Source organism: Neptuniibacter pectenicola, from assembly GCF_001597735.1.
GTDB classification, from domain to species: domain Bacteria; phylum Pseudomonadota; class Gammaproteobacteria; order Pseudomonadales; family Balneatricaceae; genus Neptuniibacter; species Neptuniibacter pectenicola.
Genome location: NZ_LUTS01000001.1, coordinates 151,624 through 172,074, shown reverse-complemented (window position 1 = coordinate 172,074; position 20,451 = coordinate 151,624). Strand labels below are relative to the sequence as shown.

At 45.7% G+C, this 20,451-nt stretch carries 20 protein-coding genes; 6 read left to right on the top strand and 14 right to left on the bottom strand.

All coding sequences use genetic code 11. The features are described 5' to 3' along the window. Nucleotides 1-17 precede the first annotated feature (17 nt). Complete coding sequence (gene chrA / locus A3773_RS00770) at nucleotides 18-1,184, bottom strand: chromate efflux transporter (RefSeq protein ID WP_067981707.1); 1,167 nt, start codon at nucleotides 1,182-1,184, stop codon at nucleotides 18-20. 151 nt (nucleotides 1,185-1,335) lie between these two features. Continuing rightward, nucleotides 1,336-2,595 (bottom strand): glycosyltransferase family 4 protein, encoded by a 1,260-nt coding sequence (locus A3773_RS00765; protein WP_067981702.1) that lies wholly within the window; start codon nucleotides 2,593-2,595, stop codon nucleotides 1,336-1,338. 111 nt (nucleotides 2,596-2,706) lie between these two features. Here A3773_RS00765 and A3773_RS00760 point away from each other — a divergent pair, with 111 nt between their 5' ends. Both A3773_RS00760 and A3773_RS00755 read left to right on the top strand, forming a co-directional pair. Further along, on the top strand, nucleotides 2,707-3,240 hold the full coding sequence (locus A3773_RS00760) for a DinB family protein (protein WP_197462693.1): 534 nt from the start codon (nucleotides 2,707-2,709) through the stop codon (nucleotides 3,238-3,240). A gap of 61 nt (nucleotides 3,241-3,301) precedes the next feature. Further along, entirely contained in the window at nucleotides 3,302-4,393 is a 1,092-nt protein-coding gene (locus A3773_RS00755; protein WP_067981699.1) for a DUF1835 domain-containing protein, read from the top strand. 409 nt (nucleotides 4,394-4,802) lie between these two features. Here the strand turns inward: A3773_RS00755 and A3773_RS00750 are convergent, their stop codons facing one another. Then, nucleotides 4,803-5,831, bottom strand: coding sequence for a GGDEF domain-containing protein (locus tag A3773_RS00750; protein WP_067981695.1), 1,029 nt, complete (start codon nucleotides 5,829-5,831; stop codon nucleotides 4,803-4,805). A 353-nt stretch (nucleotides 5,832-6,184) separates the two neighbouring features. On the opposite strand from A3773_RS00750, the gene A3773_RS00745 reads away from it, so the two are divergent. Beyond that, nucleotides 6,185-7,834 carry a SulP family inorganic anion transporter gene (locus A3773_RS00745; protein ID WP_067981692.1) on the top strand — a complete coding sequence of 550 codons (1,650 nt, stop codon included), beginning with the start codon at nucleotides 6,185-6,187 and terminating at the stop codon, nucleotides 7,832-7,834. Here A3773_RS00745 and A3773_RS00740 read toward each other — a convergent pair. Both A3773_RS00740 and A3773_RS00735 read right to left on the bottom strand, forming a co-directional pair. Further along, nucleotides 7,810-8,427, bottom strand: a complete 618-nt coding sequence (locus A3773_RS00740; RefSeq protein WP_067981689.1) for a YigZ family protein — start codon at nucleotides 8,425-8,427, stop codon at nucleotides 7,810-7,812. The genes A3773_RS00745 and A3773_RS00740 overlap by 25 nt on opposite strands. Further along, nucleotides 8,424-9,602: a cation diffusion facilitator family transporter gene (locus tag A3773_RS00735; protein WP_067981684.1), complete on the bottom strand. Its 1,179-nt coding sequence runs from the start codon at nucleotides 9,600-9,602 to the stop codon at nucleotides 8,424-8,426. Before A3773_RS00735 ends, A3773_RS00740 begins: the two co-directional genes overlap by 4 nt. Nucleotides 9,603-10,131: 529 nt before the next feature. Here A3773_RS00735 and A3773_RS00730 point away from each other — a divergent pair. Beyond that, a complete protein-coding gene (locus tag A3773_RS00730; protein ID WP_067981681.1) occupies nucleotides 10,132-11,013 on the top strand; it encodes a bile acid:sodium symporter family protein in 882 nt (293 codons plus the stop codon). A gap of 9 nt (nucleotides 11,014-11,022) precedes the next feature. Here the strand turns inward: A3773_RS00730 and queE are convergent, their stop codons facing one another. After that, nucleotides 11,023-11,655, bottom strand: a complete 633-nt coding sequence (queE, locus tag A3773_RS00725; protein WP_067981678.1) for a 7-carboxy-7-deazaguanine synthase — start codon at nucleotides 11,653-11,655, stop codon at nucleotides 11,023-11,025. A 114-nt stretch (nucleotides 11,656-11,769) separates the two neighbouring features. Here queE and A3773_RS00720 point away from each other — a divergent pair, with 114 nt between their 5' ends. Then, a complete protein-coding gene (locus A3773_RS00720) occupies nucleotides 11,770-12,285 on the top strand; it encodes a DUF3087 family protein (protein ID WP_067981676.1) in 516 nt (171 codons plus the stop codon). Nucleotides 12,286-12,476: 191 nt separating this feature from the next. Then, nucleotides 12,477-13,118 carry a rhodanese-like domain-containing protein gene (locus A3773_RS00715; protein ID WP_067981674.1) on the top strand — a complete coding sequence of 214 codons (642 nt, stop codon included), beginning with the start codon at nucleotides 12,477-12,479 and terminating at the stop codon, nucleotides 13,116-13,118. Nucleotides 13,119-13,152: 34 nt separating this feature from the next. Here the strand turns inward: A3773_RS00715 and A3773_RS00710 are convergent, their stop codons facing one another. From A3773_RS00710 to hemN, 8 genes are all read right to left on the bottom strand, one after another. Then, nucleotides 13,153-13,626, bottom strand: a complete 474-nt coding sequence (locus A3773_RS00710) for a hypothetical protein (protein WP_156473414.1) — start codon at nucleotides 13,624-13,626, stop codon at nucleotides 13,153-13,155. Between the two features lie 195 nt (nucleotides 13,627-13,821). Then, nucleotides 13,822-14,793, bottom strand: coding sequence for an SLAC1 anion channel family protein (locus tag A3773_RS00705; RefSeq protein ID WP_067981670.1), 972 nt, complete (start codon nucleotides 14,791-14,793; stop codon nucleotides 13,822-13,824). Between the two features lie 158 nt (nucleotides 14,794-14,951). Beyond that, complete coding sequence (rdgC, locus tag A3773_RS00700) at nucleotides 14,952-15,866, bottom strand: recombination-associated protein RdgC (protein ID WP_067981669.1); 915 nt, start codon at nucleotides 15,864-15,866, stop codon at nucleotides 14,952-14,954. A 109-nt stretch (nucleotides 15,867-15,975) separates the two neighbouring features. After that, nucleotides 15,976-16,449 carry a thioredoxin fold domain-containing protein gene (locus tag A3773_RS00695; protein ID WP_067981667.1) on the bottom strand — a complete coding sequence of 158 codons (474 nt, stop codon included), beginning with the start codon at nucleotides 16,447-16,449 and terminating at the stop codon, nucleotides 15,976-15,978. A gap of 50 nt (nucleotides 16,450-16,499) precedes the next feature. Continuing rightward, nucleotides 16,500-17,381 (bottom strand): alpha/beta hydrolase, encoded by an 882-nt coding sequence (locus tag A3773_RS00690; RefSeq protein ID WP_067981666.1) that lies wholly within the window; start codon nucleotides 17,379-17,381, stop codon nucleotides 16,500-16,502. 100 nt (nucleotides 17,382-17,481) lie between these two features. Then, nucleotides 17,482-18,024: an adenine phosphoribosyltransferase gene (locus A3773_RS00685; protein ID WP_067981664.1), complete on the bottom strand. Its 543-nt coding sequence runs from the start codon at nucleotides 18,022-18,024 to the stop codon at nucleotides 17,482-17,484. Nucleotides 18,025-18,189: 165 nt separating this feature from the next. Next, on the bottom strand, nucleotides 18,190-18,984 hold the full coding sequence (fnr, locus tag A3773_RS00680) for a fumarate/nitrate reduction transcriptional regulator Fnr (RefSeq protein ID WP_067981662.1): 795 nt from the start codon (nucleotides 18,982-18,984) through the stop codon (nucleotides 18,190-18,192). A gap of 72 nt (nucleotides 18,985-19,056) precedes the next feature. Then, entirely contained in the window at nucleotides 19,057-20,445 is a 1,389-nt protein-coding gene (hemN, locus tag A3773_RS00675; RefSeq protein WP_067981661.1) for an oxygen-independent coproporphyrinogen III oxidase, read from the bottom strand. Between the last annotated feature and the right edge of the window lie 6 nt (nucleotides 20,446-20,451).

The following is a 20,451-nucleotide window of genomic DNA, read 5'->3' as shown; positions in this document are numbered from 1 at the left end:
CGAGGGTTACTCAGTCCTTACACGCATAACCCTAGGCCAATAAAGCTTAATACCAGTGCCAGTATCGGCGGCTTAAATTGCCTAAGTATGAAAAATGCGATGAGCACTGATGCGAAATCCCCCGCGGATTGTACAGCGTTTATAAAAATCGGCTGGTATAAAGCTGAAAGCAGTAGTCCTACCACGGCCGCATTAATACCCCACACAGCCCCAGCTACGCGCGGTTTTTGCGCTAACGATTCCCAACTGTTCTGAACACTTAATATCAATAGAAACCCCGGTAAAAAAATAAATACCGTCGCGACTAAGGCACCGATAAAGCGTGCTTGTGGCGCGAGGTCTGCACCGACAAAGGTTGCGAGGGTAAACATCGGTCCAGGTATGGCTTGAGCGGCCGCATAGCCAACAAGGAATCGGTCAAGGTCGATCGCTTGCGCTAAGGACTGTTGTAGCAGAGGTAGAACCACATGGCCTCCGCCGAACACTAAACTACCGGTATGGTAAAAGGCGGTGGCGAGTGCGGCCCAATCCGATACATACGCGAGTAAGGGAAGCAGCGCGAATAGGGCGATAAATAAAATAAAAGGGGGCGTCAGTAACGTAAAGCCTAAGTGAGGCATGATTTTTTCTGTGGCGGTGGTGCGTTGATTGTCGGCATTCGGGCGCTGAAATACACCATAGCAGGCAGCGACTAATAGAATGGCCATTTGTGTCCATAAGCTTGGAAAGAGTAATAACGATGCGGCACTGATAACGGCGATACTCAGGGTGCGCCTTTCCTGACAAAAGCTACGCTGCATGGTTAAGACCGCGTCGGCGACGATAACGACCGCTAAGAGTTTTAAGCTGTGAACTACCCCGTTAAACCACAGACTTTCCGCGCCGATTTGGCTGGTGGCAAGGTAATAGAGAATCATAAATGAGGGGAGGGTAAAGCCTAAAAAAGCAGCGATCCCCCCAGCAAGGCCAGCGCGTTTTAGGCCTAAAGCAAAGCCGACTTGGCTCGAGCCTGGGCCGGGTAGAAATTGGCTTAAGGCAATAAGGCGTGCGTACGCATCTTGCTCTATCCATTTAAGGTCTTGAACAAAGGTTTTTTGAAAGTAGCCTAAGTGAGCGGCGGGGCCACCAAAGCTGGTGCAACCTAATAGAAGAAAGCGCCAAAATACCTGCCAAACTCTACTCATATTCACCCTATAATTGGTTTATATGCGCCCAACGTAGAACGTGCCCACACTGTACCGCGCGTTAAACCATGTAGATTAAATCATCATGATGAAGCTTAGATGACAATGGTTGGATGACAACGGTTAGGTACGCTTTATCGCAGCGGCTTTTTTAGTCTGCCAGATGTTTGTTTTTAGCCTCAATCCATTGGGACATATATTGGGTGCTTTTCATGCTGTGGTGGTTAAGCATGGCGCCGGTGAAATTATGCAGTCTATGGCTAGGGAGATCGTGACGTAATGTGATGATCTGCTGGATAAGCTGCGGACCACTCTGATCGCCATCATAGTACGTGCTGAGAATAGGCTGTGCGGCCTGCTGTTTTTGTTGCCATGCAATTGGGTCTGTATACAGTTCGACACAGGCGTCAATAAAGGCGTCATCCCTGTCTGCAATGATGCCTGGCCAGTCCTCGCCTTTTGTCATGCCCTCTGCACCAATGGGCGTGGTGATTGAAGGGGTTCCACAGACCATCGCATCTAATAATTTACCTTTAATACCGGCGCCAAAGCGCAGGGGGGCTAAGCAGAGGCGTGCGCTTTGCATGACCGCGTAGGCATCGTCTGCCCAGCCCTTAATCAGAAAACCTGTTTTGGGGTTGTTGAGTGCGGTCGCTTTAGGGGGTGGGTATGAGCCATAAATATGTAACTCTATCGAGGGGTGACCCCGCTCTTTTAAGCGTTTTCGTATCTCTGGCCATAAGGTTTGCATCTGTAACACAGCGTCCCAGTTAGGCGCATGACGAAAGTTACCAATCATCATCATGTGCTGGCGGTCTTCATAGCGGGCTAGGTGTTTAGGGCATTGCGTCAGGTTTAGCATAAAAGGTAGATGGTAAATTTGCGGCGAGGGTACCTTAAATTGTGTTTGTAGTAGTTCTATTTCGTAGCTGGAAATGATCAATGATAGGTCAGAGCGATAGATTGCCGCAATTTCCCGTTTAGCCAAATCGGAGTACAGGTCACTTAACTGCATCTCCCTTGCTTGTTTGACGGCATGGTGACGCGCATTACGCAAACATTGAAGGTCTTCAGTATCTAAAATACGTAGGGCATCAGGGCAGTTTTTCTCTACTCGCCAGCCAAACTGCTCCTCCATCATAAAGCGATCAAACATCACAACGTCCGGTTGCAAGGCGCTGATCGATTGATCAAAACTACTGTCGTTTAATGTAATTGGCAGGCGATCAACCCCTTCCTCGGCCAAGTCGGTCATATGTTCAGTTACTTGTGCCGGGCTTGCAAATGTGACTTGCCAGCCTTGACGTTTAAACAAACGTAGGAGGGAGAGCATGTGGCTGCCCGCTGCAGACGATTTTGGTTCTGGCCAGACGTAGCCGATGACCAGTACGTTAAGCTGGGGAGCCTGCATGATTAAATACCTGTCGATAAAATAAAGGGGGCTATTTTACCTTGCCTTGAGTAGGAATCTATAAGTTGTCATCTAAGCTTGCTTAAATAGATCAAAAAGCGAGGAGGAACTATGACACTGAAAGATCATTTTGAATTGATGGCGCGTTATAACCAGTGGATGAATGAAAGTATTTATGAAGCGGCAAGTGAGTTAGATCCTGTTGTATTGAGTGCGGATCAAGGTGCTTTTTTTAATTCAATTCTCGGTACGCTCAATCATATTTTGGTGGGTGATATTATTTGGTTGCAGCGTTTTTCGGAACATCCATCACACTTTAATGCGTTGGAATCGATTAAGCAGATGCCACGGCCAGAAAGTCTTGATCTCCTGCTTTATCAGGATTTTGACGCACTAAGAGATGCCCGTTATCTGATTGATATGGCGGTGATTGATCTGTGTGATCAAGTCGAAGTGTATGACCTCGCCTACCCATTAGCGTACTGCAATATGCACGGTAATAAGTTTGAGAAACGGTTTGGTTATCTTTTACAGCATTTCTTTAATCATCAAACCCATCACCGGGGACAAGTCACAACCTTGTTGAGCCAGCATGGCGTTGATTTAGCCACCACCGATCTATTGGCTATCATCCCAGAGGCTTGATAACCTGTGATTGTTTTCCTTTACGCGGGTGTAGGGAGCGAGTTGATTCAAGGATGCTGAGATGAAGTTACATATAACGAATGGTGATTGCACCGGTGAGATGCTTAACGACTCTCCGCAGATAACAGGGGAGGTGCTGTGCTGGAGAGATCTTTTGCATGATGGCCCGGTTCAATCGCTTCCATACGATGCGTATGTGAGTACCCGCACCACTTACCTTATGGCGCTATTGGAGAGGGGAGAATATAGCGGCGATATAAATGAGCAAGCCATCATGGCTGACTTTATGGCCCGCAAGGAGGTACTGGATAGAATTGCTCAGTATGATGAAGTGGTTTTATGGTTTGAGCATGATTTGTATGATCAGTTACAACTGATCGAGATCTGTCACCGGTTATTAGCCTCTGATGTGGCGCTTCCGCCTCTCTCACTTATCTGTATTAATCATCACCCCGAGGTGCCTTTTTTTCATGGGTTGGGTAATTTAACGCTGGAGATGATGAACGACTTATTTCACCAGCGAACATCGTTGAGCCGAGCGCAGGTTGATCGTGCGGCGAGCCTATGGCCGTTATTGACCGCTCCATCCCCTGAACCTTTAGCGGTTATGGCTCAAAAGGAGATCCCAGGCTGGCCGTTTATGGCTGATGCGTTACGCCGTTTTTGTCTTGAGTATCCGAGCCTAGAGACGGGGCTAACGTTGACGCAAACTTATTTGCTGTTGACGCTGCTAAAAGCCCCGGATGAATTACCCGCTTTGGCACACCACTTAACGGGTGCAGAACAGAGTGGTCGACTGCCTGGCGGGGTAAGTGCGGAGCAGCGTTATTACGAAATTTTGACTGGACCGGCTAGATTTAAACGAATATTTCACCATTTGCAGGCGCTGGAAGTGGCACCGTTTATGGGGGACTTGTCTGTACGTTATGAACTGAATCGCCTGCTACATGCCGCAACGCCTTATATCGCTAAGCGGTTAGTGAATAATGAGGCGGTCTATTCATTGACAACCGCTGGCGCCGAAGCGCTTCAAATGCGACGGCAGTGGCAGTCTGTTAATACCATGGATCTGTGGCGTGGCGGGGTACATATTACGTCGGATCAGTGTTGGTTATGGGATCAGCGCAATGCCTGCTTTTGTATCGAGACATGAACGCTTTTGCGATGACTCGTCCTGCCTTTTAGCGCCCCCTATCTCTGTAAAATCAGTTTGAGTTAAGGTCTATATTTTATGGGCGAATCTGTTTTTTTAAGCGTCAATGCTGCTTATCGATGAATAGTTAATATGAGTTTTTATTTGTTTAAAAGTCTGTATTGATTGCGTGAAACACTACCTTATAGAATTGATATAGGATCAAGCGTGCGCTAGATAAGATTCAGGTCGATCGCGTATATTCCGTTATTAAAGGCGCTTATTTAGGTTGCAGTGGGTTTTTATCGTGTGGGTCGGGCAAAGGATGGGGCGAAAAAGATTTCAGGCCCAGACGGTGTCCGGGCCCTACTTTCTCTCTTGTTCCAGCAAGTCTGTTTAAGCAGTGAGATGGAAGCCATCTCGGGTATGCTTACTCGGCGCGGTGTACTTGGTTTCGACCACAGTCTTTGGCTTTGTAGAGTGCATTATCAGTGCGCTCTATAAGCTGTTCGGAACTTTCTCCATGTTGGTATTGCGAGACACCAAAAGAGGCGGTAATCGAACTAATAATTTCGCCAGATTTTTTCTGTTTAATACGGATCGCCTGAATTTTTTCACGTACTTTTTCAGCAATCTCTGCCGCCGCGTCAATCGTCGTGCCTGGCATCAATACGGCAAACTCTTCACCACCATAACGTACAGGTAGCATAGGCTCTTGGCAGATATCTTTAAGTAATTTCCCTACGTACTGTAGGACTTTGTCGCCCATTAGATGGCCATAGGTATCGTTAAAGCGTTTGAAGTGATCAATATCTATTAAAACGAATGATGAGATCACATGGCTATTTTTGTTGCCGACCAATTGGGCGAGCTCAGAATCAAACGCACGACGGTTGAAGAGGTTAGTTAACGGATCAACGCGTGCATCTTGACGGGTTTTATTGAGCTCTTCTTTTAATGCTTGAATCTCGCCTTGTGCCGCTTGCATCCGTTTTTGAAAAAGACGGGCGGTTTCGCTAATGGATTTTGTATGGGTTGATAGTGCATGGATGATCGAATCAATAGGTAGACTTAGTTCGCCATCTTCTTGTTTCTGTAGCGAAACTAAACTCTCTTCTAGGACCGAATGAAAGTCGGCGGTTTGTTTAGCCGTATGACCTGCATCGTCATAGAGGTTATTGATTAAGCTGATAAGGCTGGCTTGAATATCTTCGGCACCATTAATCTCATCTTTGATCATATGCTCACGAAAAAGCTGTTCGCTGAGCATGGTTGGGCAGGTACCGTACGTGGAGAGTGTTTTGTCTAGCTGGAGGTTTAATTCCGGCACACGATCGCTCACATAGGTATACCACAGTGCATAATTAAGTGGATTGGGCGGGATGTTATGCTGAACCATCAATGGGATGGCTTTACGTAAATATTCTGCAGCTTGGTTATTATTTTCAGCGAATTTCATACTACCTCAATCGCTTATTATTGTTGAACGAATGTTACGTTGAAACATGCTTTCCAATAGGTGGTTTAGAAAGATCATCTCTTAATTACCCGGTAACTCTAAAACAAGCGTTTTAATTTAGAAACTGTTTATTAAATAAATATTTAATTACAGTAACTTAAAGCCATAGGTAGAGTATCGGCAGAAGCGCCTTAATCTTCAAGAAATTTATGTGCTTCTCTATTATGTTTGCTAATCTAGTGTTGACGGATGGCGATTTATTGATCGAGTTACAGCCTCGATTGAGATAATAAAAAGAAGGTTCGTTAATAAACCGTTTTAAGTGTTGATTTTTTTTAGGGGGGATTCTCTTTATGGCGCTGCTTCGTGGGGTGCATTTTCGTAATATACGAGGGGATCTTTTTGGCGGGATCACGGCAGCCGTGGTTGCGCTTCCGCTGGCGTTAGCCTTTGGGGTTTCTTCGGGGGCCGGCCCTATTGCTGGGGTGTATGGCGCGATCTTCGTTGGCTTTTTTGCTTCGCTGTTTGGTGGCACACCGGCGCAAGTCTCTGGGCCAACAGGGCCGATGACGGTGGTGATGGCGGCGGTTTTTACGCAGTTTTGTGCCATTGATCCGGTGCAGGGGCCTATTTTGGCTTTTACCGTTGTGCTTATGAGCGGTTTTTTTCAAGTCCTGTTCGGTCTGTTAAAGCTAGGTAAGTACATTACGTTAATGCCTTTTCCTGTTATCTCCGGTTTTATGAGTGGCATTGGGGTTATTATCATCACGTTGGAATTAGCGCCGCTACTGGGGCACAGTGGTGAGTCGTCTGTCATGGCCTCATTACAGGTGTTGCCAGAGAATATTTTATCCTATCAACCGTCGGCCTTATTATTGGGTATCCTTACGCTCCTTATTGTCTTTTTGTGTCCTAAATCCATTGGGAAAATCATACCGTCGCCGCTCATCGCCCTTTGTGTAGGTACGCTTATTTATGTCACCTTACTACCTGATGGCAGTGTGCCTGTTATTGGCAGTATCCCGTCGGGGTTACCTGAATTTATTTTTCCAGCCATTCAATTTGAGCTTTTGCAGGATATGTTGTTGGCCGCAATTATGCTGGCAGCGTTAGGTTCCATTGATTCGTTATTAACATCATTGGTCGCGGACAATATGGTGAAAGATCAGCATGATTCGGATCGAGAACTGATTGGTCAGGGGGTTGGTAATATGATGGCTGGACTGTTTGGTGGGCTGCCAGGAGCGGGGGCGACCATGCGAACGGTTATTAATATACGTGCAGGTGGTGAAACGCCTATTTCTGGTGCGGTACACGCGGTCGTGTTGCTACTGATCGTTTTGGGGGCTGGGCCTTTAGCGGAGGATATTCCCCATGCGGTACTGGCCGGTATTCTGATCAAAGTCGGTATCGACATTATTGATTGGAATTTTTTACGCCGGCTTCATCGCGCGCCGGTTTTTGTCGTTGTGCTGATGTTGTTGGTGTTTGGGCTAACGGTTTTTGTCGATCTTGTTACCGCAGTCATTATTGGTGTGTTTATCGCCAATGTGATCACCATAAAACATCTAGCCGATATTCAGATTGATTCCATCCGTGTAGTGGCGGATCAGCCGGATAATATTGACCAATTGAGTGCCCGGGAAAAAGAGATTCTTGTTGCCGCCGGTGGACGGGTCCTGCTTTATCATTTAGAAGGGCCGATCAGTTATGCCTCCGTTAAAGGTATGACAAAAAAATTAACCAATAGTCAGCCCCATGATGCATTGATGTTTGATCTAACATCGGTGCCTTTGATTGATGTTTCTACCGCGATGGCGATTGAAAACATTATGTTAGAAGCACTGAGGGCGAATAGAAGTGTATATATGATCGGCATGAATGATCCGGTACGGAGTGTGTTATCCCAGATGCAGATATTAACCCGCTTAGCGGATGAGTTTATATTTGATCAGCGTATCGATGCATTAGAAGCCGCTTACCAGCGCATCTCTTTATCTTGATAATGTGTTTGGTGTTGATAGGGGATGAGCTGTTGTCTTAATTCGGCCAGTTGTGGTGCGCTGGCTTGGCCGGTGAGTTGTAATTTTTCATTCCAGTTACGTGTAAGTACTTCGGCTTGGGTTTTCATGAGCAGTGTTTCAATCGGGCCGACTAATGCATGAGGCAGCTCAAGGGTAAACGTGAATTTATCAATCTTTTCTATTGTCGGTAGCGTTTTTAATGCGTCTTGAACCGCTAAGCTGTACGCCCTCACAATCCCGCCTGCTCCCAGTTTTATCCCGCCAAAATAGCGTGTTACCACAATTGTGGTTTCACATAACTGACTATGGCTGAGTACATTGAGCATCGGCTTACCCGCTGTACCTTTGGGTTCGCCATCATCACTGCTTCCCCAGCCATTTAGCTCAGATCTAGGCCCCGCAATTCTAGCCCAGCAGTTATGATTAGCTTTGTGATGCAGCTGCCTTACCTCATCTAAAAATGCGTTAGCACGCGCTATATTAGGTGTGTGGGCTATCTGTGTTATAAAACGGCTGTGCTTTACGTCGATTTCAGATTGGTAAACCGCTTGTGCAGGGATCTGTTGAATCATTTTACGGATCCGGTTGCTAAAAAGAGGGTACCTAGCCAGTCCTGGTTAATATCTAAGGCGTGCAACGCTTTTTTAAGGTTGGCGATAACATGCTCCGTTTCAAACCCCAGCTCATCGAGTCGTTTTTGCTGGGGTTGTGTCAGGAGTATTTCGATATTCACTTTATTTTTATAGTAATGCAGTGATAGGCGGTAGAGGTCGAGCTCATTATCGAGTGATTGTAGGTAACGCTTTATGCAGGGCTCTATTTCGGCCCGCATCGGTGGCAGCTTTTCATTATGAAACTTTTCATGTTCCTCATCATTGTAGGTATCAATGTGATAGATGATGTGAGCGATATCTCCATTTTCATAGAGTTTTATGCAGGCGGCATCACCAATTAAATGTCCCTCGGATGCGCTAATAAAGGGGGACACTTGAATATGCATTTCTAATAAACTTTTTCCTCCCATCGCCCGGGTTTTAAAACTGTGGACATTAATAATGCCTTCAATCGACATGACTTGGCTTTTATATTTTTGTACCTGTTCAGGGGGGAGTGCTGAGCCGACCAGCTCTTGAAAGCTTTTCCAGCTGAGGCTCCAACCAATCTTGGCCACGATGGCTGCCACGATGATGGCGGCAACGGAATCAAGCCAGGTAATCCCAGACATTGCGCCAGTGACGCCGATAAAGACCACAATGGATGAGATAGCATCGGTTCTACTATGCCATGCATTAGCAATCAGTAGGTCTGAACCAATCTCCCGACCGATTCGAGCCGTGTAGCGATAGATCCACTCCTTGGCAACGATAGAGAGTAGCGCAACCGCTAAGGCAGGCCATTCGGGAATAGGAATAGTCTCGTGGCTAAGTAAGCTCAGTGTACTGTCGTAAGTCATCGCGCCTGCGACAGCGATTAGGATGCTGCCTAGAAGGGCAGTACCCACCGTCTCAAAGTGTCCGTGTCCCCAAGGGTGGTCTTCGTCCGGTCCTTTGTGTGAGATCTTTAGGATGACGATCACAAGCGCATCGGTAAATAGATCAGAGAGTGAGTGGATACCATCCGCAATGAGGGCGGCGGAATGTGAAACGAGACCAAAGCCTATTTTAAGTAGCCCTAAAAGAGCGTCGATGACCGCACCGATAATCGTGACCTTATTGGCGGCATGTAGTTGCGCTGCATCTCGTTGCATAAAGGGTCTCATTCTCACATAGGCAGAAGGAAGAAAGCGTAAGTTTATCTTAGCAGTTTTTACGTTGTCATTGAGTAACTGAAGTGGTGAGTGAGTTTATTCAATCTGATTTTAATGCTCTGTTTGAAATTATGGATAAATAGACCGTATTTAGGGCGGTTGTGGGGAATGCCTGTTTTATTAGAAATATACCTTTTGCACTGTTAATAAAACAGCCGTATGAATCGGGAGGCTATACATACTTTAAAACATTAAATTACAGTATTGACATATTTAACATGTTGATTAATAAGGAATAAATTATAACTGGTTAAAAAATAATCAGTTTGATGGAGCGCCTTATTTAATAGGCGTTTCGTGACGTTTTAAATAATTAATTCACAAAGTTATCCACAGTGTATGTGGGTAGCCTTTGCAATCCCTTATGCCATCAGTGTTTGGGTTTTATTTGGGGGAAAAATTGAAGTTTTAGATTGTGTGAAAACGAACAAAAATTTAGTATCTGTGTTGGATTTATTTAGGACGGATTATGGAAAACGGAATCACAATACAAGTTGTTTTACCGCTGGCTCTTTTTACGATTATGTTAGGGGTAGGGATGTCGCTTCGGGTGTCCGAGTTTTCTCTGTTATGGCGTAAGCCTGCTGTTGTCTTGGTGGGGGTGTTATCTCAGCTATTACTGCTTCCCCTGTTAGGCTGGGTTGTTGTGCTTTGCTTTCAGCTTCCGCCGGTTTTAGCCGTTGGTGTGATGATACTTACCTTCGCACCCGGGGGCGCGACCTCAAATATGATTACGTATCTCTCCCGTGGAGATACGGCCCTGTCGGTCTGTTTAACGGCGGTATCTGGTTTAATTACCCCGTTTACTATGCCGATTTTGACGGTACTTACGGTCAGTTATTGGATGGGCGAGGAGGCGGCTATTGAGTTTCCTGTCATGACCACAATGGTGAAACTGCTGCTTATCTCTTTACTGCCCGCCTTGCTAGGTACGTTGATTCACCATCGTTGGCCAGCATTTTGTGACCGGATCGAGCCTTATGTAAAGGTGATGGCTTGTCTGTTTCTTGTCTTGGTTGTTTTTGGGATCGTTAAAGCGAACTGGGTTGAACTTCCCACGCTGGTGCTTGAGTTAGGTCCTGCTGTCGTTGTCTTGGTTTCTTTGGCCATGTTGTTGGGGTATGGGGTTGCTCGTCAAATGCGACTCACTACCGAACAGGGTATAACGATGGCTGTTGAGGTGGGGATACAGAACGCGGCGATGGCTTTGCTGGTGACCGGTGGGATTTTGCATAACGCAGAGATGTCAGCCAGCGCTTTAATCTACGGTGTCTTAATGAATATCCCCGCATTTGGCTTGATCACGTATCGGTTTTTTACCGCCCGGACCTTGTTGAAACGCTCGGTTTAAGTCGGTCCGTTAATCGATGCCTAACACTTTATGGTTTTGTAGACTCAGCTTCCAGCGAGGGTGCTGTAAGCAGTAATCGACAACGGCTTTAGTGTGCATAGGGCGAGCGGGGCTATCCAAGGGTTGTAAATAAAACTCAGTAAAGTCCATCGCTTCAAATTGTTCGGGCTGCGCTAGGGCTTGAGGGTATACCAGTTTTAACTCATCCCCAGAGGTAATGATGATTTTTGCATCGGCTTTGGGGCTGACACAGATCCAATCAATATCCGTAGGCAGAGGCTTTGTGCCGTTGGTCTCTATCGCTACAATAAAACCGTGTTGGTGGCATTCATCCACTAAGTGTTGATCTAGTTGCAGTGCAGGTTCGCCGCCGGTAAAAATAATATAAGGTGGTGTGTTACTATCGCTAGGCCAAAAGGTGCGGAGAAACGCACAGAGATCGCTTGCGGTTTGGAATTTTCCACCATTCTGACCATCGGTGCCGATAAAGTCAGTATCGCAAAAACTGCAGACAGCTGTTGCTCGGTCTTGTTCTCTACCGGACCATAAATTACAGCCGGTAAAACGACAAAAGATTGATGCGCGTCCACTTTGCGCACCTTCGCCTTGCAAACTATAGAAAATCTCTTTTACGGAATACATTGGATTGTGTTAGAAAGGGCCTTTATTTTGAAGGCGCTAAGTCTACACTGGCAGGTGTCGACTGCAAGTTAATTTCATTCATCATTATATAATCAGGTTAAGTAGGGTAGCTAGGTGAAACTTAAAGAGATAGATCAAACGGTTTATAAAAAGAAGCAACGCAAAGTTGCGGTTATTTTATGCCTGATATTTGCAGTGCTGGGCTTAGGCTTGAGCACATTGTTACGCCACTACTTTGGTAATCCCGAAGAGGCCAATACCATGGTTAATTTGGTAGGTGTCTTGGCGGGGGCTGCTATCACTATCGGCGTATTTTCAAGATTTGTCGGCCGACCTTATTATGATGAGCTACGTTATGCGTGGAACCTGAAACGTCAGGCGTTGAAAATTCAAAATCACCGCCATCGTTGGGAGCTACTGCTTGAAGAGGGTGATAAGACAGCCGCCATCGTATTAGCTTTTTATTATAAGGCGACATTGCAGATTCAGCATTTAGAAGGCAATGATTTTGGCTATAACGATACCCTAAAACGGGAGACTAAATTCTTAGCGTTGTGCCAACAGCAGGGGGTTGAAGCGGATCCCGACCTTTATTCTATTGATATGCTTGACGCGGTGAAAGCTCAGTAACTCATTAGGTTGCTAAGGGGACGCGTGCCTTTATCCTCGCCTCTATTGTTTCTAGGTCATGGCGTTAATGGTGTGACTCTTTTATCAGTTAATTCTAATGTCTTATATTAGAATTAATGACTATAGGGTCTATTTTGTGCAAAAATCATTATAACTGTACCGAATAAACTTATAATAATAGAGGTTTCGACATGTTAAAGCGTACTGTAGCTAGCCTAGCACTCGCATCAGCCCTGATTTCATCACCCTATCTAATGGCAGAGGGCGGCAAAAAGGTAATGATCGCCCCCGGTCTCGTTTCGTTTACTGTTCAGCATGAAGGTGAGCCTGTTGAAATCATGCGTAACCAAGATCGAAGCAATACGATCCATGAGCTGTACAGCACAACTTTTAGGGGGATTCCTCAACCGATCAAACCGTTTGAGCCTTACGATGTTGAAACGATTGGTGAGCGTGAATTTGTAGAGTATATGCAACAGGCGCAAACGGATGAGAATGTCCTCATTGTGGACACGCGAACAGAGGGCTGGCACTACCGTTTAACAATTCCCGGCAGTATTAATGTGCCTTATACGGTGATGGACGAAGCGGAGTCTGCAACCGATGCGCTGGAGGAGTTTGGTGCGGTTAAGCAAGAGGATGGTAGCTTTGATTACAGCCAAGCTAAAACCTTAGCGATGTTTTGTAATGGCTATTGGTGCGGCCAAACACCGGCGTTAATTCGTGCCATGCTGGAGATGGATTATCCAGCTGAAAAGATGAAGTACTATCGAGGTGGCATGCAAGCTTGGACAAGCTTAGGTTTCACAACCGTTGGCGATGCTGCTGAGTAGTTTACCTGGCTAGAAAGGCCTGTGTCTGTCCTTTCTAGCTTACTACCTGCCCCCTATAAACGAGACCTGACTTTTTAGGTTCGGGTTTAGGCGTTTGTTTTTCTACTTTACGTTCAACCTTCTGTCCTCGATATATCACTGTATTTGTTTCAGGGACTTCTGCGACCGCTTCAGGGATCGGCTCGGGCTCGAGTTCATCTTCATCTATTTTCTCCGAATAACCGATTGTTTCGAGCAAGTCTAATGCGGCTTCAGGTTGCAGTGCTTCGCTAACAGGGAAAAGAAGATCAGGGGTAAATGAGCAACGGAGATTTTGGCTTTCGATTAAGCAGTTGAAAGCCTCTTGAGTATTTAGCCCGCAATAGTTTAAGCCGATTAATGAGCCGTTATTAATAACTACCTGCCCTGATCGGTTTGACTCAGAGGCGATGAAAAGCGTGCCAGTGAGCTTCTCATAGCAGAGTTCTAATAAGGTGTTTTCAAATGAGAGTGAAATCGTAGCCATCATAAATGTCTCATAAACTATAGACTTTATGATGAAGAGCAATTTTTAAGCCATCAGAAGGTAACTTATTGAATCATATAGTTAGATGGTTGTTTAGGATCTATTTTTTGTTTCAAATTGGTGAGTGTTGAGTGGGGGGCGGTACCTTTTGGTGCATCGTAGACATGAAAAAACGAGGGGCTGGACTAGCCCCTTATTTTATTCGGGAATACATATCTCGTTCTGCATTATCGCGCGCAGAGTACGGATAAAAAGCAGGGTTACGACAAGGGAGCAGGCCGCTAAAAGCAAGAGGGAGAGGTATTGAAACGTGGGGGTTGGGTTATGCTGATACATCACTAATGTAGCGATCGTTGAGGCGGCTAAAGGGAATGAATAGGCCCACCATGACATGAAGAATTTTATCCTACTAAATTTAGGTAACTGCACTACGAGGAGCAGGACTAAGAATATTGCGGCATAAAATAAGATATGTGCAAAGTTATCTACCGCGCCGTTTAGCTTAACGTAGGAGATAAAGCCTACCGCAGGGGGGGCAATTAAAATAAAGAGTGTGGGTAAAAGCTTTTGCGGTAGTGGTTCATGGAAGAACATCCGGTTGAATATGAGGGTTTTTAAAATGATCCAATAGATAATGCCGATGGAGAAAAAGAACCAGCTAAGTTCAACAAACCCATGATCAACGCCAGCGATCGGGACCAATATGTTGCCGACAACAGGGATAAACCATGCGGGGGTCGAGTGGGCGATCTTGAATTTGGGGTGGTGTATCCATTGGCTTAACGTATAGAGGGTAAATACTAAATGGCTCAGTGTGCCTGCTGCCCACAGGTAGAGTGAAGGTGTGTGTGCTAAGTGAAGTGTGGCGATACTTATTAAAATAAGGCTAATTGAAAAGGCGGGGAAGAAGCTCATTTTAATCGGATGATGAAACTCCTCTAGCACGGCTGCGGGGTATTTTTTAGCTTTTAACGCATAGGTCATGACAATGAGTAGTAAAGCCAGCGCACTGATGATGAGAAGCGTGCGCGCGATAGTGTCGCTAAAGCCATAAACAACGGCGGCTTTTTCCCACGCGAGAGTCAGTCCTGTTAGTCCCATTACGACTGAGAAAAACGCGGCGGGAAAATATTTTAGTTTAGTGAGGGGCTGTTCTGTTGTATTTTCCATATCTCTAATCAAGTTAAATTAGAATATTCTAATATATTATATTGTTTTTCAGTATAAATGCTAGATTTTTTAATCATAGCTTTTTAGCGATAGGTCATGCGGGGTTAGGGTATTAAGCAAACCTTTTAAGTTAAGGTTTGCTTAATGTTTACGACGTACTAAGGTCTTTTAGCTTCACCGCCAAAGGCTTTGATGATGGCAGGAAAGAGCTTGGCAAACTCTAAACCCATTTGAACCATATCGGTATCAAACTGAGCCACTTCATCTTCAGCGGCTTCATCAGCCATTTTTTCTTGCAGTTGTTCGCTTAGTTTAAAGCGCTTAATCGACAGGTCATCTTGTAGCACAATTTTAAGTTGTTCATCCCATTCGAGTGCAAGTTTAACCACTCGTTTTCCCGCTTCTAAGTGGGCGACAAACTCTTCATCTTCCAGCTGTTGGCCTTTGATGCGGATAACGCCGCCTTCGAGTACATTATCGCGCAGTTCACATTCATCGAGTACTTCAAACCCTTCGGGGAGGCTGTCATCTTGCTCAAGCCAGTTTGACATGACAGCAGAAGGGGATTGCTGAACATCCGGTAATACGATGGGCAGACTGCCGAGAGTACCGCGTAGGTGGCTTAGAAGCTCTTCTGCACGCTTATGGCTAGAGGCATCAACCGCAATCCATCCCAAGCTAGGTAGAATGAGTGCAGTTGTTTGTTGAAACTTGCTGAAAGCGCGAGGTAAAAGATCAAGTACGACCTCATCTTTTAACTGGTCTTTCTCTTTTTTGTAAACTTTACGTGCCTGTTCATGTTCAATCACGGCTATCTTTTCGCCGACCGCCTCTTTGATAACCGCACCCGGCAGAATTTTTTCCTCTTTCCGTGCGGCAACCATAAACATGCCATGCACTTGATGAGCAAGTACATCATCAAGCAGGCGACAGGGAGATACCCAGCCATATCGGCTTAGTTCTTGGCTTTTACAGGGTGTAAACGTTTGTTCTAGGAGCTTTTCTTGCAACTGTTCCTGAGTATATTCGAAGGCTTCAGTTAAACGATAAAAGATAACATTCTTAAACCACATGGCAGCTCCTGATAGAAAAAAAAGGCAGTGCATAGTAGCAAGAAATGTAGAGGATGGGAGGAGAATTTATGGGTTTATAGATAAATTAATTAATCGGCAGGGGCCAGTATTATGGGTTTATCTTTTTAAAGGCCAGGCGAAGCGATTTATCGACATAGTAGTTATATAAATCTAGGGTATTGATGCCGACGATTTTTTCGGCAATCTCCTCACCTTTACGGTTAAGAAACAGTAGTGTGGGTGTGGCCCACGCATTGTATCGTTGTGCAAAGGCGTTGGCGTCAACTGATTGCCCACTGAAATCTTTCACTTGTCGTCCGGTATTAATTTCAAGCTCAGTAAAGAGGGTCGTATTTTGGTAGTGACCACTTAAAATCATCGGGTGCAGTATTTCAGCGTTGATGAGGGCGCAGTAGGTACAGTTAGGTTGTGACACTAAAAGAAGCACCACTTTTTGTTGGTGTGCTTCATTGATCCCCGAGGTTTGATAGCTTTTTTGTAGGTTTTGGGCGATAGGGATCTCGACTGCTCCGCTTGTTTGGCTCAGTAGTAGGCAGCAAAGAGTGATGAGTAATCGAAGCATAACAAATCCGAGTGGTTAGCCGAATAGGGCGTATCGTCTTAAGGGTCTGATTATAAGGGTTCTATAAACAGTAGACTATGCTCTGTGACCTCATCCATATAGAGATCCCTAAAGAAGTGATCAGCCCCTTCGATCTGAACTGTTGTAATTAGGGCATTGTTTAGTGCCGTCATTTTTTCCAATAGCCCGTGTACTGTCGTGTCTTCGCTCCCAGCAAAAACGAGGGTAGGTAAGGTAGTATTTGTTAATAACGTTGGTGTATCTAAGCGTGGGTTAGGTTGGTAATAGTTGAGGAAACTGGCAGCGCTGACGGTTGTTTTTTCACAATAGATAAAGTCAGTTTCCGTGAGCCGTTGGGCCGGTGCTAATTGTAGTGCGCGCTCTAGCTGTTGCTTGAGGGGGTGCTGGTAGCGTGCAGCGTAGTTCTCTTCTTCATCGGTTTCTGACCAGGTTTGTGGTGCAATTAATATCTGCCCTTTGATCACTGGGTCAGAATGGGTGTCAGTATACCATGCGGTTTGATTACCCCCACGGGAGTGGGCTGCGAGGATGATTGATTGGCTACCTTGTGTTTTTAGCCAGTTAACCCATGCGTCTATTTCAGCGATCGCATCGGTATGTTTGTGGGTATGAGGCACCTGACAGTCATACATACCATGGCGATTATCTAAGCCTAAGCTAAGGTTGATGGCTAAACTGCTGATGCCTTCCTCTTCTAACAGCGACTGCCATGTGGCGATGATCTCCATGCCATTATGGGCAAGGGTTCCATGGGTGATGAGGAGTATTTTATCGAAGCCGCTGTCTTCAGCGAGCTGTAGATTTGCGTTTAAGGTGAGGTTGTTCTGTTTAAGTAGAACCTCTTCTGCGCGAAGTGTGGTTGAGCAGAGGATGCTGCTGACCAAGAGTAAAGTGGCAAATATACGAAGCATAAGGGCACCGGAACGGCTTGATTATCAATATTGTTATATTGATATTCTAAAAAGAAATATGCAAGCCGTTTGGGTCTGCTTTTAGTCTAATGCGATCCGGTTAAAGCCCTTCATATGCGAGTAGGGTATGAACCGGTACCCCTGCTTCTTGAATTTTTTGGGAGCCGTTTAAATCGGGTAGGTCAATTAAAGCCGCTGCTTCAGATACAGTAGCACCTAGGGTTTTAATAATGCTGCACGCAGCGAGAATGGTACCGCCCGTTGCAATAAGGTCGTCAAACACTAAAACCTTATCGCCCTCTGCTACGGCATCAACCTGCATCTCTACCGTAGCGGTACCGTATTCCAATTTGTACTCTTGGTGGATGGTTTCACCCGGCAGTTTGCCTTTTTTGCGTACAAGTACAAGTGGGAGGTTTAAGTGGTATGACATGATGGAGCCAATCAGAAAGCCTCGTGCATCAATGCAAGCGATGTGGGTTATATCGCTATCGATGTAACGCTGTATAAATGCGTCAGAGATCATGCGTAATGCTTTAGGATCTTTGAATAGGGGAGTGATGTCACGGAACTGTACGCCGGGCTCGGGCCAGTCAGGGATAGTTCGAATAACTGACTTCACATAACATTCGTCGTAAGACATTAAAAATTCCTTAGAGACAGGTTGTTGATTTGGCTCAATGCATTAAAAAAGGGGTAAGTGTTTAATAGGTGCGTTGGGTTACACATTGAGATAGCTACTTATTGTGCGACTGACGAGCACCGGTAGCGAATGCGCCGGTGCTTTTCTTTACTTATCACACAAGGTTTAGCATTGGCTACCTTTGCCACACTGCGCACTTAATGGTTCTGTTTTCTCAGAATCTTGCAGCTCACCGGATAATCTGTAGAGTTGGTCAATATCTTCAATATGCACCTCTTTACCTTCGACATGTAGCAAGCTAGCTTTTTGGAAGCGGGTAAATATACGGCTGACGGTTTCTACCGCTAGGCCAAGGTAATTACCAATTTCGTTGCGTGACATGGATAGGCGGAAGCTTGTTTCTGAATAACCGCGTGCCTTAAAACGTTGAGATATCTTCACCAAAAAGGTTGCTACGCGCTCTTCTGCATTTTTCTTTGAGAGTAACAGCATCATCTGCTGCTCTTCACGAATCTCTTTGCTCATGGTGCGTAATAGCTGACGACGTAGTTCGGGCAGTTGGCCGGATAGGTCGTCTAAGCGTTCAAAGGGGATTTCGCATACGGTTGTGGTTTCGAGTACTTTGGCTGATACGGGGTATTCGTTACAGTCAAATCCGCTCATGCCTACAAGCTCACCAGGGAAGTAGAACCCCGTAATCTGCTCTTCGCCTTCATTGGTGATGGTATAGGTTTTAACGGTTCCTGCTCGAATCGCAAAAACATCGGTGAACCCTGAACCTTGATGGAAGAGGTGCTCACCTTTTTTCAATGGCCGACTTTTATCAATAATCCTATCTAGCCGTTCCATCTCTGTCATATTAAGCGAAACGGGGAGACATAATGAGCTAAGACTACAAGTGTTACAGCTAACCTGCTGCAAACTGCGCAGCTTTCCTTCGTTTGTCTTGTTATCACTCATGATACATTCCTGTTGTCGTTATAATCGAGTGGCTACATTTTGATTATGTAATATTTATGTAAAGACGGAAAGTTAAATAATCCTAGAGAACCGCTGTGAGCTATGGTCTTTTGGTATATAAGCATCAAAAGCCATACAGATTCTGCGGATTAACAACCGGCCCGCAGGGGATACGCTAATGCGTTTTTTATCCATCTGGATCAGGCCATCGGCAGTGAAGGCGCTTAACTCGTGTTGCGCGTCTGCAAAGTATTGATCAAACTGGATGCCGTATAAGGTTTCTATGGCGGCTTTTTCTAGCTCAAAATGGCAGATAAGCTGGGTGATTACATGGCGGCGGATGATGTCGTCTTGGGTGAGGCAGACGCCACGCTTTATCGCATGTTGTTCGCTTTCTACCGCATCGGTATAGGCCTGCATCTCATGTTGGTTTTGATAATACACAGAACCAATCTGGCTAATAGCTGATACGCCCATGGCGACTAAGTCACATTCGGAATGTGTTGTGTAGCCTTGGAAGTTACGGTGTAATTTACCTGTATTTTGAGCAATCGCTAATTCATCATCAGGTTTGGCAAAATGATCCATGCCGATATAGACATAACCGGCAGCAAGGAGCTTGCTAATGGTGGACTCAAGAATGGCTAACTTTGTTTCTGGGCTCGGCAGTGTTGATTCATCAATATGACGCTGAGGACGGAAACGGTCCGGTAAATGCGCGTAATTGAAGACAGAGAGACGGTCAGGGTTCATCTCAATCACCGTGTCTAGTGTCTCGTTGAAGCCATCAAATGTTTGATAGGGTAGGCCATAGATCAGGTCAATGTTGAGAGAGCGGAAGCCTTGGCGACGCGCTTCCTCTAGGATCGCTGCGGTTTGCTCAACTGACTGTACACGGTTTACCGCTTCTTGCACTTTAGGGTCTATATCTTGTAAGCCTAAGCTGATGCGGTTAAAGCCAATATCCCTTAACACTTGAATCGTTTCTTCGCTGGCTTCTCTTGGGTCTATCTCGATGGAGTAATCACCTGAGTCGTCATCGAGAAGGTTGAAGTGTGTGCGCATCTGCCCCATAAGCTCACGCATCTGATCATGGCTAATGAAGGTTGGTGTGCCGCCGCCCCAGTGAAGCTGGGTGACGTGGCGATCATTGCTATACCATTTGGACAGCTGGGCCATCTCTTTATAGAGGGTATCTAAATAGGGCTGTGCTTTTTTACGGTTACGGGTGATGACTTTATTACAGGCGCAGTAATAGCAAACATGCGCGCAAAATGGGATGTGGACATAGAGTGATAGCGGGGCATTCAAGTCCGCAGATTGCTGACCTGTGGTGACCAGATCTGAGGAGGAGAGTTCAGGATCGAACTGAACCGCTGTTGGATAAGATGTATAGCGTGGACCTGAAAGGTCATATCGCTTTATTAGATCTAAGTCCCACTTAATCAGATTGCTATCCACGAATGT